19 protein-coding genes and 1 pseudogene are annotated in these 19,197 nt (G+C 73.2%); 5 read left to right on the top strand and 15 right to left on the bottom strand.

Translation table 11 applies throughout. The features are described from left to right. Window positions 1-8: 8 nt before the first annotated feature. The 3 genes and pseudogenes from AC1Z4A_RS01185 to AC1Z4A_RS01175 form a co-directional block, all read right to left on the bottom strand. Window positions 9-593, bottom strand: a pseudogene (locus AC1Z4A_RS01185) (effector-associated domain 2-containing protein); the annotation flags it as partial. Continuing rightward, window positions 520-1,554 carry a trypsin-like peptidase domain-containing protein gene (locus AC1Z4A_RS01180; protein WP_483675927.1) on the bottom strand — a complete coding sequence of 345 codons (1,035 nt, stop codon included), beginning with the start codon at window positions 1,552-1,554 and terminating at the stop codon, window positions 520-522. The gene AC1Z4A_RS01180 and the pseudogene AC1Z4A_RS01185, both read right to left, overlap by 74 nt. 100 nt (window positions 1,555-1,654) lie before the next feature. Next, the gene (locus AC1Z4A_RS01175) at window positions 1,655-2,011 is read right to left on the bottom strand and encodes a CU044_2847 family protein (RefSeq protein WP_483675926.1); all 357 of its coding nucleotides are present in this window, start codon (window positions 2,009-2,011) and stop codon (window positions 1,655-1,657) included. A 128-nt stretch (window positions 2,012-2,139) separates the two neighbouring features. Between AC1Z4A_RS01175 and AC1Z4A_RS01170 the strand changes: the two genes are divergently transcribed. Then, on the top strand, window positions 2,140-3,414 hold the full coding sequence (locus AC1Z4A_RS01170; protein ID WP_483675925.1) for a xylan 1,4-beta-xylosidase: 1,275 nt from the start codon (window positions 2,140-2,142) through the stop codon (window positions 3,412-3,414). 24 nt (window positions 3,415-3,438) lie between these two features. Here the strand turns inward: AC1Z4A_RS01170 and gad are convergent, their stop codons facing one another. Together gad and AC1Z4A_RS01160 are read right to left on the bottom strand one after the other, a co-directional pair. Continuing rightward, the gene (gene gad / locus AC1Z4A_RS01165) at window positions 3,439-4,854 is read right to left on the bottom strand and encodes a glutamate decarboxylase (protein WP_483675924.1); all 1,416 of its coding nucleotides are present in this window, start codon (window positions 4,852-4,854) and stop codon (window positions 3,439-3,441) included. Between the two features lie 286 nt (window positions 4,855-5,140). After that, window positions 5,141-5,791 carry a 50S ribosomal protein L25/general stress protein Ctc gene (locus tag AC1Z4A_RS01160; protein ID WP_483675923.1) on the bottom strand — a complete coding sequence of 217 codons (651 nt, stop codon included), beginning with the start codon at window positions 5,789-5,791 and terminating at the stop codon, window positions 5,141-5,143. A gap of 314 nt (window positions 5,792-6,105) precedes the next feature. Between AC1Z4A_RS01160 and AC1Z4A_RS01155 the strand changes: the two genes are divergently transcribed. Together AC1Z4A_RS01155 and AC1Z4A_RS01150 are read left to right on the top strand one after the other, a co-directional pair. Next, window positions 6,106-6,756, top strand: coding sequence for a hypothetical protein (locus tag AC1Z4A_RS01155; protein WP_483675922.1), 651 nt, complete (start codon window positions 6,106-6,108; stop codon window positions 6,754-6,756). Next, entirely contained in the window at window positions 6,749-7,621 is an 873-nt protein-coding gene (locus AC1Z4A_RS01150) for a hypothetical protein (protein ID WP_483675921.1), read from the top strand. The genes AC1Z4A_RS01155 and AC1Z4A_RS01150 overlap by 8 nt, the downstream gene beginning before the upstream one ends. 69 nt (window positions 7,622-7,690) lie before the next feature. Here the strand turns inward: AC1Z4A_RS01150 and AC1Z4A_RS01145 are convergent, their stop codons facing one another. The 5 genes from AC1Z4A_RS01145 to AC1Z4A_RS01125 form a co-directional block, all read right to left on the bottom strand. Next, on the bottom strand, window positions 7,691-8,293 hold the full coding sequence (locus tag AC1Z4A_RS01145) for a hypothetical protein (protein WP_483675920.1): 603 nt from the start codon (window positions 8,291-8,293) through the stop codon (window positions 7,691-7,693). A 278-nt stretch (window positions 8,294-8,571) separates the two neighbouring features. Beyond that, entirely contained in the window at window positions 8,572-8,946 is a 375-nt protein-coding gene (locus AC1Z4A_RS01140; RefSeq protein ID WP_483675919.1) for a hypothetical protein, read from the bottom strand. 83 nt (window positions 8,947-9,029) lie between these two features. Further along, window positions 9,030-9,422, bottom strand: a complete 393-nt coding sequence (locus AC1Z4A_RS01135; RefSeq protein WP_483675918.1) for a roadblock/LC7 domain-containing protein — start codon at window positions 9,420-9,422, stop codon at window positions 9,030-9,032. Window positions 9,423-9,513: 91 nt separating this feature from the next. Next, on the bottom strand, window positions 9,514-10,308 hold the full coding sequence (locus AC1Z4A_RS01130) for a transcriptional regulator (protein WP_483675917.1): 795 nt from the start codon (window positions 10,306-10,308) through the stop codon (window positions 9,514-9,516). Next, complete coding sequence (locus AC1Z4A_RS01125; RefSeq protein WP_483675916.1) at window positions 10,305-10,655, bottom strand: roadblock/LC7 domain-containing protein; 351 nt, start codon at window positions 10,653-10,655, stop codon at window positions 10,305-10,307. Before AC1Z4A_RS01125 ends, AC1Z4A_RS01130 begins: the two co-directional genes overlap by 4 nt. Window positions 10,656-10,809: 154 nt before the next feature. On the opposite strand from AC1Z4A_RS01125, the gene AC1Z4A_RS01120 reads away from it, so the two are divergent. Further along, on the top strand, window positions 10,810-11,274 hold the full coding sequence (locus tag AC1Z4A_RS01120; RefSeq protein ID WP_483675915.1) for a M20/M25/M40 family metallo-hydrolase: 465 nt from the start codon (window positions 10,810-10,812) through the stop codon (window positions 11,272-11,274). Here AC1Z4A_RS01120 and AC1Z4A_RS01115 read toward each other — a convergent pair. From AC1Z4A_RS01115 to AC1Z4A_RS01095, 5 genes are all read right to left on the bottom strand, one after another. Further along, on the bottom strand, window positions 11,211-12,647 hold the full coding sequence (locus AC1Z4A_RS01115; RefSeq protein WP_483675914.1) for an MATE family efflux transporter: 1,437 nt from the start codon (window positions 12,645-12,647) through the stop codon (window positions 11,211-11,213). The genes AC1Z4A_RS01120 and AC1Z4A_RS01115 overlap by 64 nt on opposite strands. A gap of 8 nt (window positions 12,648-12,655) precedes the next feature. After that, window positions 12,656-13,693, bottom strand: coding sequence for a cysteine synthase family protein (locus AC1Z4A_RS01110; protein ID WP_483675913.1), 1,038 nt, complete (start codon window positions 13,691-13,693; stop codon window positions 12,656-12,658). Between the two features lie 33 nt (window positions 13,694-13,726). Further along, window positions 13,727-15,130, bottom strand: coding sequence for a type III PLP-dependent enzyme domain-containing protein (locus AC1Z4A_RS01105; protein WP_483675912.1), 1,404 nt, complete (start codon window positions 15,128-15,130; stop codon window positions 13,727-13,729). Further along, complete coding sequence (locus AC1Z4A_RS01100; RefSeq protein WP_483675911.1) at window positions 15,121-16,152, bottom strand: ornithine cyclodeaminase family protein; 1,032 nt, start codon at window positions 16,150-16,152, stop codon at window positions 15,121-15,123. Before AC1Z4A_RS01100 ends, AC1Z4A_RS01105 begins: the two co-directional genes overlap by 10 nt. A gap of 87 nt (window positions 16,153-16,239) precedes the next feature. Further along, window positions 16,240-17,232 carry a TauD/TfdA family dioxygenase gene (locus AC1Z4A_RS01095; protein ID WP_483675910.1) on the bottom strand — a complete coding sequence of 331 codons (993 nt, stop codon included), beginning with the start codon at window positions 17,230-17,232 and terminating at the stop codon, window positions 16,240-16,242. 358 nt (window positions 17,233-17,590) lie between these two features. Here AC1Z4A_RS01095 and AC1Z4A_RS01090 point away from each other — a divergent pair, with 358 nt between their 5' ends. Beyond that, entirely contained in the window at window positions 17,591-19,141 is a 1,551-nt protein-coding gene (locus tag AC1Z4A_RS01090; RefSeq protein WP_483675909.1) for an ABC transporter substrate-binding protein, read from the top strand. Window positions 19,142-19,197 lie beyond the last annotated feature (56 nt).

The raw sequence follows: 19,197 nt of genomic DNA, 5'->3' as shown, positions 1-19,197 counted from the left end.
TGGTCCCGGGCCCATTCGACGATCCTGAACTGCCGGTCGCCCTCCGCGCCCAGGGCCAATAAGCGCTGCAGGACCTGGAAGCAGGGCAGCGACTGGCCGGGGCGGGCGTTGAGCGTCGCGGCGTGCAGGAACACCGCCCAGGGCTCGGTGCAGTGGCCGGGGGCCGCGGGGTGGCCCAGCGCGTGCAGGAACTCCGAGTACCGCCGGTGCAGGTCGGGGATGCGCACGTCGGCCAGCAGCCGGAACAGCTCCTCCCACTCCTCGTCGTCGAGGAGTTCCACCTCCCACAGCGCGGTGGCCACCTTGAGCCTGCGGATCGCGGGGGAGTTGCCCTCGCGGACCTCGAGGCTCTTCACCAGCGGCGCGATGCCCGCCGGCCGGTCGCACAGCTCCTCCATCAGCCGGAGCACCAGGCCGCGCCGGGAGGTTCCGGCGGTGCCGTCCAGGGCCGCCTGCGAGCCGTGGCCGTGTCTGCGGACGAGCTGTCGCAGCGTCTCGTCGTCCTTGAGGCACTCGACCTCAGTCACCGCGTCGACCAGGTACCTCGGCAGTTCCCGGCGGGTGCGGTCCGCCAGGGCTCCCGTGCCGGTCATCCGCAACCCCCCGTCCATCCCCCGCCGTACAGCAGATACGGTCAAGGATGTCCATCGCGTTCCGCGCTGACACCGATGCCCCGCCGAGGTTCCGCAGGGCCGTGCGCAGGGCCGGGCAGCCGTCCTCGTGGTCCGTGCAGGCCTGGACGACGGCCTGGAGCTGCTGGCGCGGGAAGGGGTGGTCGCGGATGCCGCGGCGCACGGCGGCCGGGAGTTCCGCGCGGAGGGTGCGGCCCGAGTCGTAGCCGATCTGCGGGACGTCCAGCAGGGCGTCGGCCAGTTCGTACTGGGCGTCCAGCGGCGGGGGAGTGCACGGCCGCGGGGCCGGCGGACGGAGCGCGCCGGCGAGGGGCGGCCAGATGCGGACGGCGGCCTCCACGGGCAGCATCCAGGCGGCCTTGACCGACCTGTCGGTGTGCGCGGCCGTCACCAGGCCGATGACCCGGCCGCGGTCGGGATCCCACACGGCCGCACCGCTGAAGCCGTGCTCCACCGCGGCGCCGGTCGTGCTCAGGGCGTCGAGCTGCACCCACTCCGGGCAGGCCCCGCCGCCTCCGGTCAGCCGGGCCGTGGCGATCAGACCGGCGGGTGCGCCGCGCGGGTAGCCGATGACGGCGACCTGCCGTCCGTCCGGGGTGCCGGAGGGCGCCAGCGGCAGGGGGCCGCAGTCGCGCGGTAAGCGGGGGTGGTCCGCGTCGAGGGCGAGCACCGCGAGGTCGGCGCTGCCGGTGAGTACCGCTCCGGGGGCGGGCTCGCCGAACGGGGGCGTGGGCGACCAGGCTTCGGGGAGCGGGCGCGCCATGGCCGACCAGTGCCGGCCGGGCAAGTCGACGACCAGTGTCCCGGAGGGCCCGCCTGCGCCGCTGGTGACGACGTGGGCGCAGGTCAGCACGTGCGGCCGGGCGCCTCTCGGGGCCACCAGGACGCCCGCGCCGCATGGCGCGCCCTGCGGCGAGAGCACGCGTACCTGTCCTCGTTCCGGCCGCACCTCGATCGTCTCCCCCGGCGCCGCCACACGTCCGCCGCCCGCTGCTGCGCCAGGCCGCGAGCGCGGTCCGTCCTCAGGACCCGGCCGTACCGCCCGTCGCGTCGGGCGCTGCATCGCCACGGCGCCACAGCATGGAGACCTTGAGGTGTCCTTCCGCCTCCGTCTTCGCGATGACCGCGCCCGCCTCCGCGTTGAACCGCACCCCGAACTCGACGTGCACCTCCTCCGGCGGCCGGGGCAGGGCGATCAGCCGCTCGAGGGTCGTGCGGGCGACGCCCCGGATCCTGTCGAGACCGGCCTCCAGCGACCCGGTAGCATCGGCGATGGCGTTCCCCAACCGCGAGACGGCGACGACCCCGGGCTCGTCCTCCGCCACCTCGACGACGGCCTCGCCGCCGTCCTCCGTGCGGAACCTGATCAACTGGGTCACCGCGTCCGCCCTCCGCCCCGGGGGTCAGGAATTCGCCACGAGTTCCGAATGTACCGCGTGCCAGGGTGAGTTGGGCGGCCGTACATGTGCCTGCGGAAGACCGGACGGCACGGATACCCTTGGATGCCGTGGGACGACATGACGCAGCACGGTCCCAGGTGGGCCGCCCGGAAGGCGCTCGGCTGGGCTGGGGCTTCACCCACACCCAGTACAGCGCGGAGCACGGTGCACCGGACGCCACCCGCAGGGCAGGCGCTCTGCTCTCCGCGTGGCCCCTGGCGCAGAACCAGCACATCATGGGATGGGGTGCGGAGAATCCCGAACCGAAGCCCGGACGCTACGACTTCCAGGCCCTCGACGAGCGCGTCGCCCTGATGCGCGCCACCGGGGCCACCCCCGTCCTCACCCTGTGCGCGGCCCCCGACTGGATGAAGGGCGGACGGGCCGGGCGCACCGACTGGTCGCGGCTCGAGGCCGCCCCCCACCCCCGGCACTACGCGGACTTCGCCCTCCTCGCGGGCACGATCGCCCGCCGCTACCCGGACATCCGGCACTTCCTGGTGTGGAACGAGCTGAAGGGCTTCTACGACGAGGACAGGCGCCGCTGGGACTACGAGGGATACACGGAGCTGTACAACCTCGTCCACGCGGAGCTGAAGAAGCGGAACCCGGACAACCTGGTGGGCGGTCCCTACGTGGTGGTCGACCACGACCCGCCGGCCCGTGACGAGGAGGACCGCTCGCGCGAACTGCGCGGCCCCTGGGGCGAACTCGACCAGCGCTCGGCCGACGTCATCCGCTACTGGAACGCGCACAAGGCGGGCGCGGACTTCGTCGTCGTCGACGGATCCAGCTACACCCGCGAGGGCCATCGGACGATCCCCGACGAATTCGCCGCCACCGAGAAGTTCGCCGACGTCACCCGCTGGGTGAGGAGCGCTACCGGACTTCCGGTGTGGTGGGCCGAGTGGTACGTCGAGCCGCCCGTCGGGGACGACCGGCCGGGCGGGCGGGACGGCTGGAGCGAACAGCACCGCACCGCCGTGCACGCCACCGCGATGATGCAGCTGGCGGCCGGCGGCGCGTCGGCCGCCTTCTACTGGAACCCGCAGCGGACCGAGGACGACTGCCCCGGCTGCCTGTGGCGCAGCACTCACCTGCGGGACGGGGGAGGGGAGCTGCCCATGGCACGGTTGCTGAGCCGGTTCGCGCGCGAGTTCCCGCCGGGCACGGCCTTCCGGCCGGTCGACGCCATGGCCGGGGCGGGTGACAGGATCCGGGTCCTGGCCGATGACGCGGCCGTGCTCGTCGTCAACACCGAGCGCAGGCCGGTCGCGGCCAGGGTGGACGGGCAGGCGCTGTCCCTCGCCCCGTACGAGGTGCACTGGCTGACCCGCCGCTGACGCCGTGACGAGGCCGGGCCGGCATCAGTGATGGAAGGCCGTGGCCACCCGCTCCGGCCGGCCCAGCGGGCCGCCCTGCCGCCGCAGTTCGGGCAGCAGCGCCTCCAGGTCGGCCATGAGCAGTTCCGCGAGGTCGAGCGAGAAGCCGTTGCGGCAGACGATCCGCAGCACCGAGAGGTCCTGCCGGTTGGGCGGGAACGTGTACGCCGGGACCAGCCAGCCCTTCTCCCGCAGCCGCCGCGAGACATCGAACACGTCGAACTCCTTGACGTCGTCGGCGGTGGTGAAGGCGAAGACCGGCAGCTGGTCGCCCCGCGTCAGCAGCCGGAAGTCGCCGAGTTCCGCCAGCCGCGCGGAGAGCGTGCAGGCCACGTCCCGGGCGTTCTGCTGAACGGCCCGGTAGCCTTCGCGGCCCAGCCGCAGGAAGGTGTAGTACTGCGCGGCCACCTGTGCCCCGGGGCGGGAGAAGTTCAGGGCGAACGTCGGCATGTCGCCGCCGAGGTAGTTGACGCGGAAGACCAGCTCCTCGGGGAGCGCCGCCTTGTCCCGCCACAGCGCCCAGCCCACGCCCGGGTAGACCAGCCCGTACTTGTGCCCCGAGGTGTTGATCGACGCCACCCGCGGCAGCCGGAAGTCCCACACCAGGTCCTCGTCCAGGAACGGCGCGACCATCGCGCCGGAGGCGCCGTCCACGTGCACCGGCACGTCTAGGCCCGTGCGCTCCTGGAGCGCGTCCAGGGCCGCGCAGACCTCGGCCACGGGCTCGTACGACCCGTCGAAGGTCGAGCCCAGGACGGCCACGACGCCGATGGTGTTCGCGTCGCACAGCTCGGCGGCGGCCGCCGGGTCGAGGTGGAAGCGGTCGCCCTCCAGGGGCACCTGGCGGGCCTCCACCTCCCAGAAGTTGCAGAACTTGTCCCAGCACACCTGGACGTTGGCGCCCATCACCAGGTTGGGGCGGGCGTCGGCGGACGGGTAGCGGTCGGCGTTGGCGCGGGCCCAGCGGCGCTTGAGGGCCAGGCCGGCGAGCATGCACGCCTCGCTGGAGCCGGTGGTCGAGCAGCCGATGACCGTGGCCGGGTCGGGGGCGTGCCAGAGGTCGGCGAGCATCGCCACGCACCGCTGCTCCAGCTCGGCGGTGCGCGGGTACTCGTCCTTGTCGATCATGTTCTTGTCATGGCACTCGGACAGCAGCGTCGCCGCCTGCGGCTCCATCCAGGTGGTGACGAACGTCGCCAGGTTGAGCCGGGCGTTGCCGTCCAGCATCAGCTCGTCGTGGACGAACTGGTAGGCCGCGTGGGGAGGTATCGGCCCGTCGGGAAGGCTGTGGCGCGGCGGCTCGATCGCCATGTCGGCGACCGGGTCGGCCTCGCCGTAGAACGGGTTGACCGAGTAGCCGCGCTTGCCGGCCCGGTCGTCCATGCCCTTGTGCAGTGCCATCGTCCGTGCCTCCTCCACTCGCGTCGGGTGCGGCTCGCTCCCTCGCGACGATACGGACTCCCGGCCCGCGCGGCACCGGGGCTCGCCCGGGTGTCCTCCGTCGAGAGGTGGTGCGGCCCCCACCCCCGCCGACCTCGCCCGGGCGATGCGCCACCGCGACGAGACGATGGCCGCCAACGTCGCGTGGTGGCAGGCGCGGACGGGCGGCAAGGTCCTCTCATCCACCTGCACCACGTCACGGCGGCCCGGCTCATGGGCTGAGCCGGGCCGGGGGAGGGGCGCGAGGTCAGCCCCCGGTGCTCTCCTCGGCCGGGGCGGGGGCCTCCGCTCCCTCCCCCTCCGCTGCCGCGGCCTCGGCCTCGGCGGCCTCTTCTTCCTCTTCCTCGGGCAGCGGCTCGGTCTGGGCCGCGACCACCTGGAGGACGCCCGTCTCCTCGTCGACGGCCAGGGCGCAGCCGCGCGGCAGCGGGATGTCCTTGGCGTGGATGGTGTGCCCGGCCTCCAGGCCCTCGACGGACACGGTGAACGACTCGGGGATGTGCGTGGCCTCGGCCTCGACGGGCAGGGCGTTGAGGAGGTGCTCCAGGAGGTTGCCGCCCGGGGCGAGTTCGCCCTCGGTGAGGACCGGCACTTCGACCGTGACCTTCTCGCCCTTCCGCACGGCGAGGAAGTCGACGTGCACGAGGAATCCCTTGAGCGGATCGCGCTCCACGGCCTTGGGAATGACCAGTTCGCCCTTTCCCCCGATGTCCAGTCTGATGAGGACGTTGGGCGTCTTCAGGGCCATCCACAGCGCATGGCCGTCCAGCGTCACGTGCTTGGGATCGGCGCCGTGGCCGTAGACGACGCCGGGGACCTTGTCCGCGCGGCGGATGCGGCGGGCGGCACCCTTGCCGAATTCGGTTCGCTTCTCGGCGCTCAGCTTCACCTCGGCCATGACGGCACTCCTCGCATCCGGACTGGCAGCGCAACTCCGGCAGTCTTAACCGGGAGTGGAAGCCGTAATTCCTGCCCTTGAGCCATTCAGCGGAACCCGGAATCCGGGGGCCGCCCGGAAGGCGGCCGGAATTCCCGCGCCCGGCCGGGGCGCCGCCGCGCTCTGCGCGCCGCGGATGCGCGCCGGGAGCGCGGGCGGGACGTCCGCACCCCAGCCCGGCAGTTGCTGTGGGTGACGATCCGTATACCGGGTGAAACGATGGGGTGCGCAGGACTCGGCCGGAGCGTCGGTGCTCCGCGAGGAGAGGGGGCCCCTTGCCGGAATTCCGCCTCGAACCACCGCCGGAGCGCTCCGGACTCGGCGAGTTCCCCGCCGTCGTGGAGCCGCCGATCAGCGACATCCCCGCACCCGCCACTCCGCCCGCCCCCGTCGAGCCCGTCGCCTGGGAGCCGCTCGCCGTCCCGTCGAGCGAGGAGCTGCTGAGCCGGGCCGCGCCCGCCCTGCTCGCGGACGGCCGGGCCCGCGCCGCCCTGGACGGGCACCGGTACGTCTTCCTCGGCGCGAGCCGCCTCGCCGACGACAAGGACCGGACGGAGTCCGCGCTCCTCGTCCTCGTCTACGACTACACCGACGAGCGGACCCTGGAGTTCACCCTCCACGAGGGCGAGCCCCCCGCCGTCGCCGCGATGGTGGAGAGCACCGCCCAGCCGGGCCTCTCCGACGCCGAGATCGAGCGCGCCGTGGCCATCGCCCGCACCCACTCCGAGGCCGTGCGCCGGGCCCCGGACGGCTCCGTGCCCATGGTGCTGCTCACCAGCGACGTGCGCGAGGGCGACGAGCACCACGGCCGCCGCCGCGCCTACGTGGGCTTCGGCCCGCCCGACCGGCGGATGCCCCGGGTGCGGGTCGTCGTGGACCTCGGCGAGGAGCGGGTCCTGGGGCCGGGAGGGGACGGGCATGAGTGAGGCCGGCCGCATCTCCTGGCCCTCGGACCAGCCCGTGTGGACGTTCGACTGGCGGCTCGCGGACTCCCCCGACGAGGAGGGCATCGTCATCCTCGGCGCCGCCTACCGCGGCCACCAGGTCTTCGCCAAGGCCAGCCTGCCCTCGCTGCGGGTGCAGTACGACGGCATCTGCGGCCCGTTCAAGGACCCGCTCAACTACAACAACGCCCGCCCCACGACCCGCTGCCCGCACACGCGCGTGTGCATCTACGCGTACACCACCGGCGGGCAGCGCGCCCTCAGCCTGGAGTCCTACCACACCATCAGCGCCTACCGGCTGACGCACCGATGGGTCTTCTTCGAGAACGGCACGATCCTGCCCCGACTGTTCAGCGCGGGCATCCAGTGCCCGTTCGACCACCGCCACCACACCTACTGGCGGTTCGACTTCGACATCGACGGCGCCGGGCGCGACCTGCTCCTGGAGTACAACACCTACACGGCGGACGAGGGCTGGGGAGCGGGCTGGCACCCCTTCCGCACGGAGACCCGCCGCGTCAAGCACTCCGCTTCCCGGCGCAGCTGGGCCGTGCTCGACCTGGACGGCCGCCGCGGCTACCACCTGCTGCCGGGGCCGAACGACGGCACCGCGGACGCCTTCTCCTCCGCCGACCTGTGGCTCCTGCGCTACCACGGCGGCGAGGACCGCTACGGCAGGCAGGGCAGCGCCGCCGACGACGGGCTGGGCGCCTACCTGAGCGGCGAGAACACCGACGGGCAGGACCTGGTCGTCTGGTACTGCGGGCACCTCTTCCACCGCATCAGGGAGGGCGGCGACGACTGGCACTCCGTCGGCCCCGACCTCGTTCCCTTCGGGTCCTGGTGACCGGTGGCCGGTGACCGGCCGCCGGGTCCGTGCGCCGCCACGGGCCCGGCGGACCGGCCGCCCGGTCGCTCAGCCGCCGCCCAGGAGCGCCCTGACCAGCCCGCTCACCAGCTCGTTCAGGCCGCCGACCGCAGTGCCGAGGGAGCCCACCAGCCCGCCCAACAGCCCCGTCACCACGCCGAGCAGCCCGCCGCCGCCATCCGCGTCGTGGCGCCCGTGCGCCGTCGCCGGGGCCCGGTCCCGCACCAGCCGGGTGGTCGCCCCCACGGCGTCCATGGTCACCGAGGTGACCGCGGAGAGGTCGGGCTGCTCGGCCGTCGACTGCCGCTCCAGCCCGCTGCGCGCCTTGACGAGCATGTCGAGATGGTTCTCGGTGGCGGAGCACATGCCGCGCTGCGCCTCGTCCGGTCGCGCCATCGCCCGGCATGCCGCGACCGTCTCGGCGGCCTGGCGGCCGACGCCATTGCTGTCGATGGCCTTCACCGCATCGGCGGCGGCCTTGCGCAGCGCCTCGGGGGAGGGGGCCTGCGCCGGGACGCTGCCGCCCGCCGGGCGGGCCGCCGGGGCGGGTGACAACGTGTCAGCGATGGCGGTGGGGCCCGCCGTGGCCAGGACCAGGGCGCCGCACACGGCGCCGGAGAGGAGGAGCCTGGTTCTTCGGGAGGTACTCATGGAGGTACTCCTTTGAGCGAGGGATCTTCACGATCACCCTGCGCCCGGGGTACCACCCCCGCAATCGCAAGGGCCCCGCCCCCACCGCCCCGGCCCTCCGGCGCCCGGCGGAGCCCGGCCTGACAGGACGCCAGATCCGGCGGTTCCGCCCGGCCGTCCGGCGCCGTCGGCCCGACTCACCGTCAGGTCGGCGACGAGCGGCGTATTACACCCGAATCGACGTCATCCATTTGCGGCCCGGCAGGCCCCGGCAGGCCCGGGGGGCCCGGGGGGCAGGCTCAGACCTCCAGCTCCCCCTCGATCCGCTTGAGCTGGTGACGGGCCATCGCCAGATTGGCCCGCTTGGAGTCGAGCACCAGATAGAGGAAGAGCCCGTGCCCGCCGCGGCCGGTGAGCAGCCTGATCAGGTGGTACTGGGTGCCGAGGGTGATGAGGATGTCCTCGATCGTGTCCTGGAGGTTGAGCATCTCCATGGCGCGCAACTTGGCCCGGACGACGTCAGTGTTGCCGGCGGCCGCCACATTGAGGTCGAACGCGGGGGTGCCGCCCAGCGTGCCCAGCGCCATGCCGCTGCCGTAGTCGACGAGCGCGGCGCCCACGGCCCCCTCGATCGAGCCCATCGCGTCCTTGAGTGCCATTTCGGTGTTCGCCATGAGATTCCGGCTTTCCTTGTCGGTGATGGTGATGGTGATGCAGTGATGTACGGGGAAGAAGAGAGGGGGAACGAGTACGGGCGTCAGGTCTGGCGCCGGCACTCCAGGGACCCCTCGACCGCAGCGGCGATGCGTGCGCCCGCCCGGCGGGCCTCGAGGTTCAGCCGGCCGACGTTGGCGTCGGACGAGGCCAGCAGGGTCAGCACGCAGGAGGACCCGGCCGCATACGTGGCGACGTAGCCCAGTTCGCCACGGACGAGCAGCTCGCGGAAGCCGCCGAGGCCCACCGCGTCCGTCAGGCGTGCGCCCACGCCCAGCGCGGCGGCGGTCAGGGCGGCCACGCCGTCCGGCTCCGCGTCCGCGACGAGATGGGCGATCACCAGCCCGTCCGTGCTCGCCACCAGCGCACCGGTCAGGTGCGGGACGCGGACCCGCAACCCCTGGAGTTCGGCCAGCACCTCGGGTGCGGGGGTCATGGACTGCCTCCTTCCGGCGAGCTGCCTCAGGGCACGCCTCATCATGGGATCGGTTGGGCCCGGCACGTGCTCGGCACGGTGTCGAAGCGGGTCACAGGGCCTCCAGGGCATCGCGGATCCGATACAGCAGGGAGATCTCCGGTGGGGCGGAGACACCGGGCAGCGGATCGCCCGGCGGCGGTTCGTCCGCCTGCGGCGACCGCACCAGCCCCGCGGCGGCCAGCCGCCGGACGTCGAGGAGGGTGGCGAAGACCGGGCGGCCGAGCAGCCGGGCGATCTGCACCGGCGTGCGCACGCCGTCGGCCGCGTCCAGCACGGCTCTGCGGCCGCAGGTGGGGGCGGGACCGTCCGGCCCGTCCGGCCCGTGCGGCAGGGCATCGGGGACGGGGACGACCGGGGCGGCGTCCACCTCCGGCCATGGCCAGGCCTGTTCGAGCAGCGACTGCCGTCGGCGCACTTCCTGCCGGAGGACGGGGACGGGCACCGGGCGCACCGGCCCCAGCCAGTGCCGGGCCTCCTTGAGGAAGCGCTCCGGCGCGCGGCGGCGGGCGTCGGTCCGGCCCAGCGGGCAGAGCACCATGTACGCCGCGTCGAACAGGGCGCTGAGATGGCAGAGTTCCAGCTCGCCCCGGCTCAGCCGGCCCCGCTCGACCAGCAGGCTGCCCGCCCGGTAGCCGGGCCCGCCCTCGGCGACGGCCTCCTCCCAGACCGCCGGGGACAGCCGCCCGCCGGCCGTCAGCCGCCACCCCACGTCCGGCACGACGGGGCTCTCCGCGTGCACCACGGCGCCGTCGGCCAGGTACAGCGCCCCGGACGCTCCGTGCAGCGCCCCCGTGGCACCTTCCGCGGCGAGCCGGTCCAGGGCCGTGTCCTGTCCCGGGGTCACGGCAGGACCAGCCGGGCGGTGAGGTTCTTGAGCCGGAAGAGGGCGACGGCGAGGTTGGCCTCGGTGCGGTCCAGCCAGAGATAGAGGAAGACGCTGCTGTCGAAGGAGGTCTCGACGAAGCGGATGAGGTGGTAACTGCCCCGCGCGGTGACGATGAGGTCCTCGACGGGCCCGGTGTCCGGGGTGGCACGGATGAAGGCGCCGTTCTCGAAGGCACGCCGGGCCAGTTCGGACGCCTCCGCGGCCGCGGTCTCGTGATCACTGTCCGGCCCGTCGCCCGCCGCTCCCAGGGTGAGCCCGCTGCTCCAGTCCACGAGGCTGGCTCCCCGCGCCCCGGGTACGGTCATGGCCTCGGCTAAGCACCCGTCAATACTGGTCACACGATCCACTCCAGCCCTACGAGCGACGATCACCTCTGGCGTGTCTGCTGCAACGGAAGCTAACGGATCTCGGTGGCGGCAGGTGTGAGTTTTGGCATTTTCATGCGGCACATGTTCGGGTGTGCTTGAAGGCGGGGGCCGGCCCGGCGGACGTCAGCCGGAACCACCGCTTCGGCGGACCACGGCCGAGGGGGCGGCGGCCGCCCACGGCATGACCGTCGACGTCGAACTCCCCGAGGGCTACCCCACGGTGCAGAACGACCCCGCGTTCACCGCTCTGGTGCGCCGTGCAGCGGCCGCCGCCCTCGGTCCCTCCCGCGTGCACGAGCTTCCTCACCCCACCATGGGCGGCGAGGACTTCTCGTACGTCCTGCAGCGCGTGCCCGGCGCGATGGTGTTCCTGGGCGCCTGCCCGCCCGGCAGCGTGCCCGGGACGGTTCCGGACAACCACTCCGACCGCGTGCTCTACGACGAGGAGGCGCTGGCCGCCGGAGTCGCCCTGCGCTGCGCGGTCGCCGAGGACTACACCCTCACCGCCACCTCCCCCACCCCCTCCGCCGCCCGCGCGCTCAGGCTCCGCCCGTAGCGCCGCAGCAGCAGAACTGCCGTTGCCGCGAGGCCCGTTGCCAGGGCGATCCAGACGCCCAGTGTCTTCAGGTCCAGGGCGTAGCCGAACAGCCACGCCGCCGGCAGGCCGATCAGCCAGTAGCCGACGAGCGTGATGCGGAAGCCGCCCTTGGTGTCGTCCAGGCCCCGCAGCAGCCCCACCCCGATGTTCTGCGCGCAGTCGAAGAACTGCAGCACCGACACCACCACGAGCAGCTGCGTGGCGATCGGCACGGCCTGGTCGTCCCCGGCCGCGCCCGTGTCGAGGAAGGGACGCAGGACCAGCGTGGGGAAGGCGGTGTAGACGACGGCGACGGCGGCCATGACCGCGGCGGCGCAGGCGAGGGCCGTGTTCTTGATGCGCCGGGCGGCGTCGACGCGGCCCAGTGCCAGCTCGCGGCTGACGTTGATGGACGCCGCGTGGGAGAGGCCCACGGCGACCTGGAAGACGATGTAGACGAGCTGGTTGACGGCGGTGTGCGCGGCGAGCGCGGCGGGGCCGAAGGAGCCGGCCATCAGGGCCGTGACGGAGAAGAAGCCGGCCTCGGAGCCGTAGGTGGCGGCGATGGGCACGCCGAGCCCGACGAGCCTGCGCACCGTGGCCCGGTCGGCCCGCAGGGGGTTGAGGGCGAGCAGCGGGGCGAGGACGGGGTCTCTGCGCGCCGAGGCGTACAGGGCCAGGAAGGACAGGGCGTAGACCGCGCTGGTGGCCACGCCGATGCCGGGCAGCCCCAGCCGGGGCAGTCCCCAGGTACCGTGCACGAGCGCCCAGTTGAGGCCGGCGTTGACCGCGACCGAGGCGAGGGTGATGCGCAGCAGCGCCTGGGGGCGCTGCATGCCCACGGTGAACTGCCGGACGGCCTGGAACCACAGGCAGGGCAGGATCCCGGGGGCGAGGGCGAGGAGCATCGTCTGTGCGCGGGCGACGACCTCGGGGTCCTGCCCGGCGAGGCCGAGCAGCCGGCCGATGCCGGTCATCAGGATCGCGCCGGCCAGCCCGGCGAGGGTGGCCACGGCCATGCCGGCCCGGACGATGCGCCGTACTTCCGCCTCGCCCTGCCCGTCGCCGTCGCCCTCGCCGTCACCTCCCTCCGCCCGCGCATGCGCCGCGGCGATGCGGTTGCCGACCGAGGTCACCAGGCCCACCCCCATGGTGCGGAGCTGGTTGAAGATGACGATCGCCAGGCCGCCCGCGGCCAGGTCGGTGGCGCTGAGCAGGCCCATCATCACCGTGTCCGTGGTGGTCAGGGCCACCTGGGCGAGCTGGGTGAGGACGAGCGGCACGGCGAGGGCGGCCAGGGCGCGGCTGTCGCGCAGGAGGTGCGGGGGGAGCAGGGGGAGGGGCGTCTTCATGGTGGGTGTCAGTTCCCGTGTCGGTTCCCGCGGAGCTTGGCGAGGGTTTCCCGGATCTCGTGTTCCGCCGCGGGATCGAGCAGGTCGCGTTCCTTCAGCCACTCGTCGTGGAAGACGGTGTCCAGGTACTTCTCGCCCCCGTCGTTGACGAGGGCGACCACGGTGGTGCCGGGCGGCAGCTCCGGCAGCCGGTTCAGGGCCTCGTGGACGACGCCGCCGGCGGAGCCGCCGATGAGCAGGCCCGTGCGGGCGACGGCGCGCGCGGTGGCGAAGGCCTCGACGTCGCCGACCTTGACGCCCTCGTCGATGAGGTCGAAGTCGACGAGGGCGCCGATCTCCGCACCCTCGGGGGTTCCGGTGCCCGACTGGTAGTAGGCGTGGGCCGGGCCGCCGAAGGCGATGGAGCCCCTGGGCTCGACGCCGACGGTCCACACACCGGGGACGAGCCTGCGGAGTTCGCGGGCGGTGCCGCACAGTCCGCCGCCCGTCCCGACGGCGCCGACGAGGACGTCGATGCGGTCGCCGAGGGCCTGGTGCAGCTCGTGGGCCACGGGATGGTAACCCACCGCGTTGGCAGGGTTGTTGTGCTGTTCGGTGAAGATGGTGTTGTCCCGGCCGCGGGCCATCTCCTCGGCGAGTTCCTCGCGGGCCGCGGTGGCCAGCTCCTCCGTGCCGTCCTCGGTGACATGGACGAGGTGCGCGCCGAGGGCCTTCATGTGGCGGAGCTTGTCGGCGCAGGCGTGGTTGTCCACCACCGCCGTGAAGGTGTAGCCGCGTTCGGCGGCGACGACGGCGAGGCCGAGCCCGGTGTTGCCCGAGGTGGACTCGACGATGTGGCCGCCGGTCCGCAGGGTGCCGCGCTCCTCGGCGTCCAGCACCATCTGGCGGGCCATGCGGATCTTCGCGGTGCCGGTCGGGTTGAACATCTCCAGCTTGAGGAGCAGGCGGCTGCCGGTGTCGGTGCGGCAGAGTTCGAAGAGAGGGGTGTGTCCGATGAGTTCGGAGACTCGGGAGACCACGGCGGGGCGTATGAGTGCCTCGTTCACGGCAGGGTTCTCCAGCGGTTCGTGGTGGGAGGGTCAGTACGGTCGGCGGCGGTCGAGGCGCCAGCGCATCCGCTCGCCCGGGACGGCCGGTTCGAGGACGGCCTTGGGCGGCAGCGGGAGGTCGTGGAAGGGGGATTCGTTGGAGTCCATCTGGTACCCGGCGGTGTTGGGGTAGACGACGAGGTCGCCGGCGGCGGGCTCCACCGGGAAGGGGATCTTGCGCCAGCTGAGCATGTCGGACTCCAGGCAGGTCGCCGCCGCCACGCTCGCCGGGTGGACCCGGCCGGGTGCCTCGTCCCCGCCGCCCGTCGTCCCCGGGGCCCGGACCAGCCGGGGTTCGGGCAGGTACTCGCTGGCGAACCACTGCTCGGACAGGCTCAGGCTGGTGCCGTCCACCGTGACGATCGCGTAGCCGTCACGGTGCTTGACGCCCTGGACGCGGAAGACGGAGTGGCCGGCGCCGTCGAGCAGGGCCCGCCCGGGCTCCATGAGCAGCTCGGTGCCCGTCTCCTTGAGCCGTTCGGCCAGGGTGGTCCGGCTGCCCTCGGGCCGGGTGGCCAGGACGGCGCGCAGCGCGTCGGCGCCGGCCACGGGGGAGTGGTACGGGTAGAAGTCGCCCGCCGTGAAGGTCCTGCCCGCGTGGTAGTGGCCGGGTCGCTGCGCGGCGAGGAAGGCGTGCCAGTCGTCGGCGGCCGCGTAGTCGACGGCGAAACCGCCGCCGATGCTGACGCGGTCCGCCCGCAGGCCGCGCAGCCGGGCCTTGAGGCACCGGTCGACGAGCTGTGTGGCGAGTTCGGCGCGCGGCTGCACGGCATAGCCCGACAGGTGGAAGCTGTACCCCTCCATCCGTACGAGGCCGCCCGCTTCGGCGCAGCGGGCCTCGGCGGTGCCGAGCGCGTCCTCGTCCAGGCCGAAGCGGCTGTGCGGCTGGACGGAGGGCAGCAGGCGCAGCAGCACGCGGGCCGGGCGGGCCGGTCCCGAGCGCGCCAGGGAGACGATGCGGTCGAGTTCGTCGAGGGCGTCGACGGCGACGAGCGCGCCCTGGAGGATGGCGATGCGCAGCAGCTCGGTGTCCTTGGCGGGGCCGGTCACCACGAGGTTCTCGCCCCGTACGCCGTGGCCGAGGGCCTCGCGGAGTTCGCCGAGGGAGGCGACGTCGACGCCGGTGCCGCCGGCCGCGCACCGCTCGATGAACGCGGCCGCCTTGTTGGCCTTCTTGGCGTAGTACACCCGGCCCGTCACGCCCGCTTCGTCCAGCGCGGCGCGGAAGGCCGCGACGTTGGCGTCGAAGCGGTCGGGCAGCAGGAGGTGGAAGGGGCCGCCGAAGACGTGGGACAGCTCGTGGAGCAGGCCGCTGCCGGCGGCCTCGGCGAGCCGGGGGTCGGCGTGGGCGGGCAGGGACGGCGGCGGGCCGACGGGGGTGTGCGCTACTGCCACAGCGGCACCTGCGTTCCGCGGCCCTCGGCGATGGCCAGCTGGGCGAGCCGGTGGCCGAGCGCGATGTCGGTGACGACCAGGCCGCTGTTGTAGGCGAAGACGCGCTCGTCGGGGGAGCGGCGGCCGCGGGCCTCCCCGGCCAGGACGGCCGGGAACTCCGCGTCCACGTCGGGCAGGCGGCCCTCGGCGTCGGCCATGTCGGTGCCGGTGACGAGCATCTGGGCCCGGCTCGTGGCCACGACGCGGTCGGCCTCGTGCAGCGTCGAGGGGGCGAGGCCGTGGCCGACGAGGACGGCCAGGGAGCCGCGGGCGAGCCAGGAGGCGTCGACGGCCGCGGGGGTGTGGCCGCCCGCGGTGGCCACGACGACGTCGGCGCGGCCGGCCGCGGCGCGCAGGTCGGTGACGACCTCCAGGGTGCGGTCGGGGAAGTGCCGCCGCAGTTCGGCGCGTACGGCCTCGATGCCGTCCGGGTGGGTGCCGAAGAGCATCAGCCGGTCCAGCTCCGGCAGGGTGGTCAGCAGGAACGGCAGGGCCAGGCGGCCCTGGGTGCCGGTGCCGATGACCAGGGCGCTGCGCGCGCCGGGGCGGGCGCACTCGCGGGCGATGAGGGCGGAGACGGCCGGGGTGCGCAGGGCGCCGACGCGGCCGCAGTCCATCATGGCCACGGGCAGGCCGGTGGTGTCGTCGTAGAGGGTCAGCGCGGTGTAGTAGTGCTGCCGGTCGCGGCTCTTGTCCAGGCCGTGCTTGTACGAGGTCTTGACGGCGACGACGTCGCGGGAGCCGTCGCGCCCGAGCATCGCGTAGGACACGGAGTGGCCGTCGGCGGGCTTGACTGTGAGCTTGCGCGGGTTGTCGGAGCGGCCGGCGGCCAGGGTGCGGTAGGCGCCCTCGACGGTGGCCACGACGTCGTCGAGGGATATGTCGATCTCCGCGAGGTCGCTGGTGGACAGGGCGCGCAGGCTCCTGCCGTCGGTGCCGGTGGGGGTGCCGGGGGCTGCTGCGGCGGGGCTGCTGCCGGTCATCGGGTTCCTCGTCTCGTGATGGGGTCGCGCCCCCTAGGAGGGCGGGCCGGGCGCGCGGCGTTCGGGGGCGGCTGGCGCCGGGCGGGGTCAGGCCGCGGGGTGGGCCTCGATGGCGTTCTGTCCGTAGCCGTGCTCCAGGGCCTCGGCCTGCGGCCGGGTGCGCCTGCCGGGTACGCGCACGGAGGCGCGCTTGAGCCAGCGGTCGGTGCCGTCGTAGCGGGCCGTGAAGGGCACCCGGCCGTGGACGACGAGGTCGTTGTCGACGACCAGGACCTCGCCCGGGCCGAGGCTCACCGCCCGGGAGACACGGGCGAGTTGGTCCTCCAGGCGCCCGTAGGCGGCGCGGTATTCGGGGCTCGCCTCGTCGAGCGGGGTGTAGGCGGGGTCGAAGCGCAGGGTGGGGCCGTCCTCGGACTGCCAGAGGGCGGGCACGTTCGGCGGGCGGCCCGCGAAGCCCTGCGCCTCGACGTAGGCGTCGTCGGGGAGGATGGGCAGCTCGGCCCGGGAGAGGGCGCGCACGTCCGCGTCGGCCAGCTCGACCTCGCGTATGGACGCGGCGGTGGTCGCGATGGCGTCGTGGTTGCGCATGCAGCAGAGCATCAGCAGGTGGGCCCGGCCGGGGTGGAAGGCGTCCTCGGTGTGCGGGCTGAGCAGCACGCCGCTGCTGGCGCCGGTCTGCTCCTGCTCCCGGCCCGCGGTGGGGACGATGTTGTGGACGAACCGGCCCTCCTGCTGGCCCTCCCAGGCGATGGGGTTGCCCATCGCGGTGGCGAGGAGCAGCAGGACGATGTCCCACTCGGCGGCGCGGTCGCCCGCGACGGCCCAACTGGCCGGTGTGGGGCCGATGTCCGTGTCGTCGACCTCCAGGCCGCGCAGGACGAACAGGCCGTGCGCGGTGTCGACGGGGCGGCATTGGTGGAGGGTGGCCGGGCTCAGGGCGGCGGTCGCCTCGGCGACGCGGGCCAGCAGTCCGGGGTGGGTGGCCGAGCTGCCGAATTCCTTGCGGATCCGGGCCGCTGACCGGCGGAGTTCGGTGACGGAGGCGGGGTCCAGCTGGCGTACGGGCGCGGCCGTGCTCATGGCGAAATCATCCGTTTCCGTGGAGGAGGTGGAGACAGGTGAGGTCGGTGGGGAGGGGTGGCGAAGTGGCTGGAATGGGGCTGAGTGCCGGGCGGGACGGGGCAGCCCTGGGGAAGGGCCGTCCCCTGCCGCGGCGGGTGCCGTCATCAGCGGATAGCCAGAAACATACTCAGCTGAGTTAGGTAAGGCAAACCTTACTCAATGGTCGTCCCTTTTGTTCCCCGAGGTTCGCCTCATGGGCATTGACGTGCATTGATTGCCGTCTCGCCCGCCCTTTTGGCCGGAAGGCTTGCGACCGGCGGGCGGGTTAGGGTAGGCAAACCTTATGAGCAGTTGGGTGCAAGGAACGAGGACCGACGTGAACCTGAAGAGGCGTCAACTTCTCTGGGCGGGCGGCGGCATGGGTGCCGCAGCCCTGCTCGCAGCCTGCGGGAGCGATAAGAAATCGGCCACCTCTTCCGCCGGAGCGGAGGGCAAACCGCGGGACGGCGGCACCCTCCGGGTGGGCGCGCTGGGGCGGGCTTCGGCCATCACCCGCGACCCGCACGGCACCCAGGGCAACGAGAGCGACTACCTCGTCATCGCCCTGGTCCACGACACGCTCGCCGCCCCGGGCCGGGGGAGCAACACCGTGCCCCGGCTCGCCTCCGGCTGGACGCCCTCCCCGGACCTCAGGACCTGGCGCTTCACCATCGCCAAGGGCGCCGCCTTCCACGACGGCACCCCCGTCACCGCCGCCGACGTCGTCTGGTCGCTGCGCCGGCTGCGCAACACCCCGGCCGGCTCCGCCCGGCTCCCCGGCATCGACGCACAGCACATCACCGCCGACGGCACCGGCACCGTCGTCCTCGTCTCCGACTACCCCAACGCCGAACTCCCGCTGCTCACCAGGCTGACCACCTTCGTGATGAAGAAGGACACCCCCGACAAGGACGTGGCCAAGGCCCCCGGCACCGGCCCCTTCAAGCTCGACTGGTACCGCAGCGGCAACGCCCGCCTCGTCCGCAACGAGCACTGGCACGGCGGCCCGGTGCACCTCGACGCCATCGAGGTCACCATGTTCGAGAGCCCCCAGGCCATGGCCAACGCACTGCTGTCCGGGCAGATCGACCTCGCCTCCAACGCCGGTTCCATTGCGGCCCGGACCGCCGCCGCCCGGAAGGACGTCCAGGTCGTCCGCCGCCCGAACGACATGGCCATGCCCGTCGTCATGCGCACCTCCGACGGGCCGTTCGCCGACCCCAGGGTCCGCGAGGCCATGAAGCTCGTCGTGGACCGCGAGGCCATGGTCATGCAGGTCCTCTCCGGCTACGGCACCGTCGCCAACGACATCCTCGGCACCGGCGACCCCCACTACGCCAAGGACGTCCCCCAGCGCACCCGGGACCTCGACAAGGCCAAACAGCTACTGAAAGAGGCGGACTTCGACCTCGACCGGACCTACGAGCTGGTCACCACCGAGGACATCGCCGGCCTCGCCGACTCCGCCACGCTCTTCGCCAACCAGGCCCGCGAGGCGGGCGTCAAGGTGAAGGTCGTCAAGCAGGAGTCCGGAGCCTTCTACGACAAGACCTGGCTCAAGGGCGACTTCTACACCAACTACTGGGGCACCAACGACTCCGTGGTCTTCTTCGCCTCCAAGACCATGGTCACCGGCGCCGGGCAGAACGAGGCCCAGTGGTCCGACAAGGACTTCGACGCCGCCTACCGCAAGGTCACCGGCACCGCCGACGAGGCCGAGCGCGCCACCGCCCTCCAGGAGCTGCAGAAGATCGAGTACGACCGCTCCGGCTATCTGCTCTGGGGCATGGCCGACGGCATCGACCTGGCCGCCGCCAAGGTCCACGGTCTGCCCAGGCTGCCCGGCTACGGACGGGTCCAGCTCGAGAACGTGTGGCTCTCGCGTTGAGCGGCCCGACCGAGCAGCCCGGCGCAGCGACCGCACACCCCTCGGCCGCTTCGCCG

The sequence above is a fragment of the Streptomyces sp. 17_S59 genome, from assembly GCF_056930295.1.
Note: the sequence above shows the minus strand (reverse complement) of the source record. Positions and strands in the feature narration are given on the sequence as shown.